The organism is Streptomyces himastatinicus ATCC 53653 (assembly GCF_000158915.1).
Classification (GTDB): Bacteria; Actinomycetota; Actinomycetes; order Streptomycetales; family Streptomycetaceae; genus Streptomyces; species Streptomyces himastatinicus.
On sequence record NZ_GG657754.1, the window covers coordinates 2,336,766 to 2,344,672 of the forward strand.

The following is a 7,907-nucleotide window of genomic DNA, read 5'->3' on the forward strand; positions in this document are numbered from 1 at the left end:
GGGGCACTTCCTCAACGGCGCCCATCCGCCGTTCACGCTCTACACCTGAACCCCAAGGATCCGTGCCATGTCCCCGCTCTCCCGCAGACAGCTCCTCCGCGCCACCACCGGCGCCGCCGCCCTCACCGCCGCCGGACCGCTGCTGACCGCCTGCGGCACCGCGCAGGGCGACGCACTGGACCCGACCGCCAAGCCCGATCTGGACGGCGTCACCCTCAAGATCCTGGCCAACCAGCCCAACGCCCTGTCGTTCCACTACCTCGCGGGCCCCTTCGAGGAGGCCACCGGCGCCAAGCTCAAGGTCACGCCGGTGCCGTACGACAAGCTCACCTCGAAGGCCACGCTCGACGTGCAGTCCGGGGCGGGCCAGTTCGATGTGTTCATGTACTGGTACGCGGCGGTCGGCACCCTGGCCCAGGGCGGGGTCATCGAGGATCTGACCGCGTACATCAGGGCGCACAAGGACATCGAGGAGTCCGACTTCCTGCCGTCGCTGTACGACACGTACACGCGGTGGGACGGCAAGCGCTGGGGCCTGCCGTACGACGGGGACACCCACATCCTCTTCTACAACACCGAGCTCTTCGAACGGCACAAGGTCGAGCCGCCCAAGACCTGGGACGACTACCAGCACATCGCCGAGAAGATCACCAAGGACGCCAAGGGCAAGTACTACGGCACCATCATCGAGGCCCAGCAGGTGCCGGTCATCCTCGGCTGCGACTTCGCCAACCGGCTCGCCGGATACGGCGGCACCTTCCTCGACCAGGGCGGCTCCGGTACCCCGACCCTCACCTCCCCCGAGGCGATCGCCGCCGCCCAGGCGCTCTTCGACGCCGCCCCGCACGCCCTGCCCTCCCCGCTCCAGATCGGCTTCGACCAGGCGACGCCCGCGTTCCTCGACGGCAAGGGCGCGATGCTCGACTTCTGGACCGACTTCGCCAAGCGCGCCGAGGACCCGAAGCAGTCCAAGGTGGTCGGCAAGTGGGGCGTCACCACCCTCCCGGTGGGCGGCGACAACACCAAGCCGCGCACCTCGCTGGACGCCGGGTTCGGGCTCGCCGTCTCCACGGCGTCCAAGCAGAAGGAGGCCGCCGCCGCGTTCATCAAGTGGGCCACCGCGGCGCAGCAGAACCTGCTGGTGCTGGGCAAGCCGGACGCGGGCGCCGACCCCATCCGCACCAGCACGCTCAACGCCGACGCGTTCAAGAAGGCGTCCCCCGACTCGTACGACGTCGTGCGCACCGGGCTCGCCGGGGATCCGCTGCCGTGGCCGACCGTGCCCAAGTCGCCCCAGCTGCTCCAGGGGCTGGTGGACGAGCTGGCGCTCGGTCTCCAGGGCAAGCAGAGCGCGAAGAAGGCCCTGGAGAACACGCAGCGGGCGTGGCTCACCACCCTGAAGAAGACCTGATCGCACGTGTCCCGGGCCTCTCACGTACCGCGCTTCCGCGTGCCGCGCGCGCTGGCCGCGCCCTCGGTGGTGTTCCTGCTGGTGTTCGCCGCCTATCCGCTCGTCTATCTCATCGGTCTCGCCTTCACCAGCTCCACGCTGGCCCAGCCGTTGCGGCGCTGGACCGGGTTCGACAACTTCCACTCGGCGCTGGAGAGCCAGTCGTTCAGCGGTTCGCTGTGGCGGTCCGTGGTGTTCGCGGTGGCCGCCGCCTGCGTCCAGCTGGTGCTGGGCACCGCGCTCGCGCTGCTGCTGCGGGCGCGGGCGGCGCGCCCCGGGCTGCTGGGCACGGTTCTGCTGCTGCCGCTGGTCACCCCGCCCGTCATGGTCGGGGTGGCGTGGAAACTGCTGCTCGCCCCGGTCGGCGGGGCGCTCAACGGGGCGCTGCACGAGTTCGGGCTGCCCGGCGTCAACCCGCTGGGCGGGAGCACCGGCGCCTTCGTCACCCTGATCGTCATCGACAGCTGGCAGTGGACGCCGTTCGTGATGCTGCTGGCGTACGCCGCGCTGCTCGGCGTACCGGACGAGCTGCGGGAGGCCGCCGCGCTGGACGGGGCGGGCCGGGTGCGGACGCTGCGTTCGGTGGTGCTGCCGTACATCGAGCCGACGCTGCTGTCCGTGCTGACGCTGAAGCTGGTCATCGGCTTCAAGGTGTTCGACATCGTGTACGTGGTCACCGCGGGCGGCCCCGGCTTCTCCACCACGACCAGCACCTACGACATCCAGCGCACCGCACTCCAGGAGTTCGACGTCGGCTCCGCGGCCGCCGCCACCGTGCTCTTCTCGCTGATCATCGGCCTGGTGGTCAGCGTGGTGGCACTGCGCCGCAAGCGGCATGAGGAGGTGGCCGTATGAGCGCGGCCGGTATCGGGGCGCGGCGCCGCCGCAGGGCCGGGCTCACGGTGCTGCTCGGGCTGATCGCCCTCGCCACGGTGGTCCCCGTGCTGTACGTGGTGTCGCTGTCCCTGCGCTCGCGGGACGACGTGCTCAATGGCGGACTGCTGCCGTCCCGGGTGTTCTGGCGCAACTGGCCCGATGCCTTCGGCGCCATCGACCTGGGCCGCTACATGGCCAACTCCTGGACGGTGGCGGCCGGTTCGGTGGTGCTCACGCTGCTGATCGCGGTGCCGGGCGCGTACTTCACCGCGCGGGCGGGACGCAGTGGCGGGCGGCTGGCGGCGCTGGTGCTGTCCAGCTACTCCGCTCCCCCGGTCGTCGCCATCCTCCCGCTGTTCTTCCTGCTGCGGAACCTCCAGCTGAACAACACGGTGGCCGGGCTCGCCCTGGTCGACGGGCTCGCCAACGTACCGGTGGCCATCTGGCTGCTGGACGGTTTCGTACGGCGGGTGCCCCGGGAGATCGAGGAGGCCGCCTGGCTCGACGGGCTCGGCGCCTGGGCCGGGCTGCGCCGCATCGTGCTGCCGCTGATCGCGCCCGGGGTCGCGGCGGCCGCCCTGATCTGCTTCTTCCTCAGCTACAACGAGTTCCTGTTCGCCCTGAGTTTCGCCCAGGACAGCACCGCGCAGACGCTGCCGGTGGCGCTGTCCCTCTTCCAGGGCGACAAGAACGTCGAGTTCGGCCAGCAGGCCGTCGTCTCGCTGGTCGGTATCGCGCCCGTCTACGTCCTCGCCGTGGCCGCCCAGCGGTGGCTGGTCGCCGGCCTGTCCTCCGGAGCCGTGAAGTAATGCGCCGCATCCATCTCAACGCCTTCGACATGGCGTGCGTCGGCCACCAGTCGCCCGGTCTGTGGCGCCACCCCGACGACCAGGCCCACCGCTACACCGATCTGTCCTACTGGACCGATCTGGCGCGGCTGCTGGAACGCGGTGGCTTCGACTCGCTGTTCATCGCCGATGTGCTCGGCGTGTACGACGTCTACCAGGGCTCGCGCGACGCGGCCGTACGCCAGGGCGCCCAGATCCCGCTGTCCGATCCGCTGCCCGCGGTCTCCGCGATGGCCGCCGTCACCCGCCACCTGGGCTTCGGGGTGACGGTGTCGCTCACGTACGAGCAGCCGTACAAGCTCGCCCGTACCCTCACCACCCTGGACCACCTCACCAAGGGCCGCGTCGCCTGGAACGTGGTCACCTCCTACCTGGCCAGCGCCGCCCGCAACCTCGGCCTCGGCGAACAGCTCGCCCACGACGACCGGTACGAGGTGGCCGAGGAGTTCCTGGAGGTCTGCTACAAACTGTGGGAGTACTCCTGGGACGACGACGCGGTGGTCCGCGACCCCGAGCGCGGGCTGTTCACCGACCCCGCCCGGATCCGCGACATCGCGCACGAGGGCAAACACTTCTCCGTCCCCGGCGTCTTCCTCAGCGAACCCTCCCCGCAGCGCACCCCGGTCGTCTTCCAGGCGGGCGCCTCCCCGCGCGGCCGCGCCTTCGCCGCCCGCCACGGCGAGGGCGTCTTCATCAACGCGGTCACCTCCGAGGCCACCCGCCGCGTCGTGGACGACATCCGCGCCAGGGCCGACGCCGAGGGCCGCGACCCGTACGGCGTGAAGATCTACATCCTGCTCACCGCCATCACCGCGCCCACCGACGAGGAGGCCCGCGCCAAACACGCCGACCTCGCCTCGTACGCCTCGTACGAGGGCGCGCTCGCCCTCTACGGCGGCTGGAGCGGCCTGGACCTGTCCACCCTCGACCCGGACGAGCCGCTGGCCTACGTGGACACCGACGCGGTCCGCTCCGCCCTGGCCATCTTCTCCACCGCCGACCCGTCCCGCGAGTGGACCCCCGACCAGGTCGCCCGCTACCTGGGCATCGGCGGTATCGGCCCGGTCGTCGTCGGCGCCCCGGACACGGTGGCCGACGAACTCGAACGGTGGGTCGAGGAAGCCGACATCGACGGCTTCAACCTCGCCTACGCCACCACCCCCGGCACCTTCACCGACTTCGTCGACCTGGTCGTCCCCGAACTCCGCGCCCGCGGCCGGATGCCCCACTCCTACGAGGGCGCCACTCTCCGCGAACACCTCCACGGCCCCGGCACCCCCCGCGTCCCCGAGGACCACCCGGCCGCCCGCCACCGCGAACGGGCCGCACGCCTGAGTTCGCCCGGTTTTTCGGAATGAATCGCCCAATTTATTGTCACCTCCTTTCTCTTACAGCATCGTTACCGGCACACCCGGACGCCCTTGGTAAACTCTCCCGCTCAATGCAGGCCTGAATTGAGACAGGGGGCCAATAGGGCATGTCCTTCGAGCAGGAGTGGGAACAGCAAAAGACCGAAGCGTCCGAAAAACAACCCACACAGATGCAACTCAATCAGGCGAAAGGCCCCGGCGGCCATCGGGGCGCCGACGCCGACGGCGATCTCGTCGTCCACGACGATCAGCTGGGCAAACTCGGGGACATGGGCCGGGATCTGCGTGAGCGGCTGTCCACGTACGGGGACCATGCCCGGCAGACCACGTTCGACGCGTCCATCGAGCTCTTCAACGACGGCATGGACACCGGTTCGGCACTCACCGAACTGCACGACGCGTGGAATACCAAGCTGACGACGCTCAAGGAAGCGTGCGCGCACATCTCCAACCACCTCGACTACACACGGTCCGCGCACCGCAAGGACGAGGACAAGATCATAACGGGGATGAAGAACGCGGAAGGCAAGGCCATGACCGTTTCGCGCATCTACGAATACATCAAGTGACAATCGGCGGGTAGCGCGCAAATACGGTCCGGCAAAAAGAACGGGGGAGCAGCATCATGGTGACATTCCACGAACTCCACGACCTGCGGCTGGGCAAGCTGAAGTCAACCGTCACCGAGTGGAAGGAGATGGTGAGCAAGCTGGAGAAACTCGCCAACGGCGGGGACGGCCACGTCAGCGCCGACGACCTGGACAAAAAGGCCAAAGCGGCCGACTGGAAGGGTGACAACGCCCGAGTGATGAGGGTGTTCACCACCAAGACGGCGGAACAGTTCCAGGACATCCTCACCGAGGCACGCAGCGTGCACACGGTCCTCAGCGGTGCGCACTCGAAGTTCACCACGCACAAGCGCGATCTCCAGGACGTCGTCACACGCGCGGGCAAGAAGGACATCCATGTGACCGCCACCGGAACGGTCCAGGCCCGTGACGACGCCGATCCGAAGCCGACGCAGAAGGACATCGACGCGGTGGTCGGCGAGATCAAGGCCGTCCTGGACGCGGCGGCGGAGACCGACCGGACCGCGGCCGCCGCGCTCAGATTCCACGCGAAGGACAAGTACGACTTCGGGTCCTCGGGGTTCAAGAGCTTCGACGCCGCGGAGCAGACCATCAAGGACTCCAACGCGTTCGTACGCCTCGCCAAGCACGATCCCAGCAAGCTCAGCAACGAGCAGCTCACCCGGCTCAACACCTTGATGAAGGCGCACAGCGGAGACCCGGTCTTCGCCGAGCGGGTGGCGGGAACGCTGGGCGGTGGTGGGACGCTCAAGTTCTGGTCGGGCGTCACCAATCTCGATGCCTGGGATCCCGACGGCAAGCATTACCGGAGTGGCGAACAGGACGAGCGGATGAAGCTCCTCCGCACGATGGAGGGGCGCTTCGGCACCACGCTGGGTCTGGCATCGCAGCAGGACGGTGCGGGCATCCACCAGTGGAAGGACCAAGTGATCGCGCAGGGAGGCCAGACCTTCCGCGGTGACGGCAACACCAGCGGCAGCGTGTACGGCTACCAGATCATGAGCAACCTGATGCGGCAGGGCACGTACGAGAAGGGGTTCCTCAACGATTACGGCGACTCCCTGACCGCGTACGAGAAGAAGCACACGGGGGACGTCCGGGACCCGGGCCCCGGCGGCAAGGTGCGCCACAATGTACTGCCCTGGGATGAGCTGGCCACGTACGCACAGCCCGACCCGTTGCACTTCGGGGACAAGAACGACACGGGCCGGGACCCGATGACCGGGTTGATGAAGGCTCTGTCCAACAATCCCGACGCCTCCACCGATTTCTTCAGCTCCGACGAGCCCCAGGACAACGCCAAGTGGGTGCTCAAGGACCGGCCGGAGTTCGACGACCACGACGTGGACAGCGACTACGGTTCCGTGGACGACTTCAAGGGCCCGCGGGCGATGTACGAGGCGACTGGTGACGCGCTGACGGCCGCGGCAACCGGTGTCGACCCCAACGACCCCTCGGCGAAGGCGCCCCCGCACACGCCTGAGCACCGGGAGGTCCTGGACAAGTCGCTGCACTACCTGTCCCAGCGGAAGGACGACTTCCCGCCGGAGATGCGCGACGACATGGCCAAGGTCCTGGTCAACCACGGAGATGCGTTCCACTACACCGCCTCCGCCTTGGCCGACCACCCCGACGATCCGAGGGAGCTGGACCGCAGAGAGTTGCTGGAGGTCACCAAGCAGATCTCCCGCGACCAGGACGCGTACGGCCTCCTCAACGACGGCATCAATCGCGAGATGATCCGCGACATCCACCACGACAAGCCCGAGGACCCGAGGGAGACCCTGCAGCGCGCGGGTCATACCGTGGGCTTCCTGGAAGAGGCGCGGTACCAGGCGCTGGCGGACAAGGCCGCGGCGGACAAACAGGATGTCGCCTGGAAGCAGACCTGGGCTTACCACGGCGCCGGAACGGTGGCGAGTTTCATCCCGGAGGGGCATATGGCCGGCCTTCTGGACCGCGAGGCGTATCTGCTGTCGTACAAGTGGCGCGTGGATGAGGAGGCACGCATCACCAAAGGCAACATTGAGCAGAACGGCGAAACGTTCATGGGACGGCAGCACCAACTCGAGGCGCTCGCAAAGATCTGGCACGACCAGAACCCCCATGAACGAATCACCGACTACACGGCCACTGGGGACATCAACTCAGCGGCGGTAAACGGCAACACGACCGCCCGCGGGCTCACTGGTCGGCAGCCCCCACACTGATCCGAGGAACCTCCCCATGAAACGCAGCTCCATCTGTCTACTCGTCGGCGCGCTTCTGGTGGGTGCCGTCGGCTGCGGCGGCGATGACCGCGACTACGCGGTACCCAAGAAACTCTGCGGCACAAAGGTCGACCCTGATGTACTCGCCCCGCTGCTACCGGCCGGCGAGGAAGTACACCAGCGTGTCAATTCGCGAGACCTAGGTGCGACCTGCGATGTTTCCGTGACGGGCGAGGGAGGTAAGGGCGGCTCGTCGGTGATGTACATCAAACGGGACGCCGTCCCCGAGGGCGACGACCCCCTGAAGGTCATGAGGGACATGCTGATCCGGTCCGGCAACCCGAAGAGGGTGGACATCGGGGACGACGCCCGGATCGCGGACTCGGCTGGGCTCGTCACCCTGTCCTGTCCGCCGAAGGGGAAGGACACCACCCTCGCGCTGGAGGTCGATCTGTTCACCTCGACCCCCAAGGATGTCTCCGAACGCCGCAAGGCCCTGGAACGATTTCTGCGCTCCTACCTCCCCACCGCGGCCAAGGCGCAGGGCTGCCGTAGCTGAGAGC

Annotated in this window: 7 protein-coding genes; all 7 read left to right on the plus strand. The window is 68.0% G+C overall.

Annotated features, from left to right (window positions below; genetic code table 11):
• Positions 1-67: 67 nt before the first annotated feature.
• The 7 genes from SSOG_RS09250 to SSOG_RS52285 all read left to right on the plus strand — a co-directional run bounded on the left by SSOG_RS09250 (position 68) and on the right by SSOG_RS52285 (position 7,903).
• Positions 68-1,411 (plus strand): ABC transporter substrate-binding protein, encoded by a 1,344-nt coding sequence (locus SSOG_RS09250; RefSeq protein WP_009713952.1) that lies wholly within the window; start codon positions 68-70, stop codon positions 1,409-1,411.
• Between the two features lie 6 nt (positions 1,412-1,417).
• On the plus strand, positions 1,418-2,305 hold the full coding sequence (locus SSOG_RS09255; protein WP_009713953.1) for a carbohydrate ABC transporter permease: 888 nt from the start codon (positions 1,418-1,420) through the stop codon (positions 2,303-2,305).
• Positions 2,302-3,135: a carbohydrate ABC transporter permease gene (locus SSOG_RS09260; protein ID WP_050799825.1), complete on the plus strand. Its 834-nt coding sequence runs from the start codon at positions 2,302-2,304 to the stop codon at positions 3,133-3,135. Before SSOG_RS09255 ends, SSOG_RS09260 begins: the two co-directional genes overlap by 4 nt.
• Positions 3,135-4,532: an LLM class flavin-dependent oxidoreductase gene (locus SSOG_RS09265; protein WP_009713955.1), complete on the plus strand. Its 1,398-nt coding sequence runs from the start codon at positions 3,135-3,137 to the stop codon at positions 4,530-4,532. Before SSOG_RS09260 ends, SSOG_RS09265 begins: the two co-directional genes overlap by 1 nt.
• A gap of 119 nt (positions 4,533-4,651) precedes the next feature.
• Complete coding sequence (locus SSOG_RS09270; RefSeq protein ID WP_009713956.1) at positions 4,652-5,113, plus strand: hypothetical protein; 462 nt, start codon at positions 4,652-4,654, stop codon at positions 5,111-5,113.
• 56 nt (positions 5,114-5,169) lie between these two features.
• Entirely contained in the window at positions 5,170-7,344 is a 2,175-nt protein-coding gene (locus SSOG_RS09275; RefSeq protein ID WP_009713957.1) for a DUF6571 family protein, read from the plus strand.
• Between the two features lie 223 nt (positions 7,345-7,567).
• Positions 7,568-7,903 (plus strand): hypothetical protein, encoded by a 336-nt coding sequence (locus SSOG_RS52285; RefSeq protein ID WP_154685912.1) that lies wholly within the window; start codon positions 7,568-7,570, stop codon positions 7,901-7,903.
• Positions 7,904-7,907 lie beyond the last annotated feature (4 nt).

Coding starts and splice junctions, on each gene's coding strand:
- SSOG_RS09250 (WP_009713952.1), top strand. CDS start 68: ATGTCCCCGCTCTCCCGCAGACAGCTCCTCCGCGCCACCACCGGCGCC.
- SSOG_RS09260 (WP_050799825.1), top strand. CDS start 2,302: ATGAGCGCGGCCGGTATCGGGGCGCGGCGCCGCCGCAGGGCCGGGCTC.
- SSOG_RS09265 (WP_009713955.1), top strand. CDS start 3,135: ATGCGCCGCATCCATCTCAACGCCTTCGACATGGCGTGCGTCGGCCAC.
- SSOG_RS09270 (WP_009713956.1), top strand. CDS start 4,652: ATGTCCTTCGAGCAGGAGTGGGAACAGCAAAAGACCGAAGCGTCCGAA.
- SSOG_RS09275 (WP_009713957.1), top strand. CDS start 5,170: ATGGTGACATTCCACGAACTCCACGACCTGCGGCTGGGCAAGCTGAAG.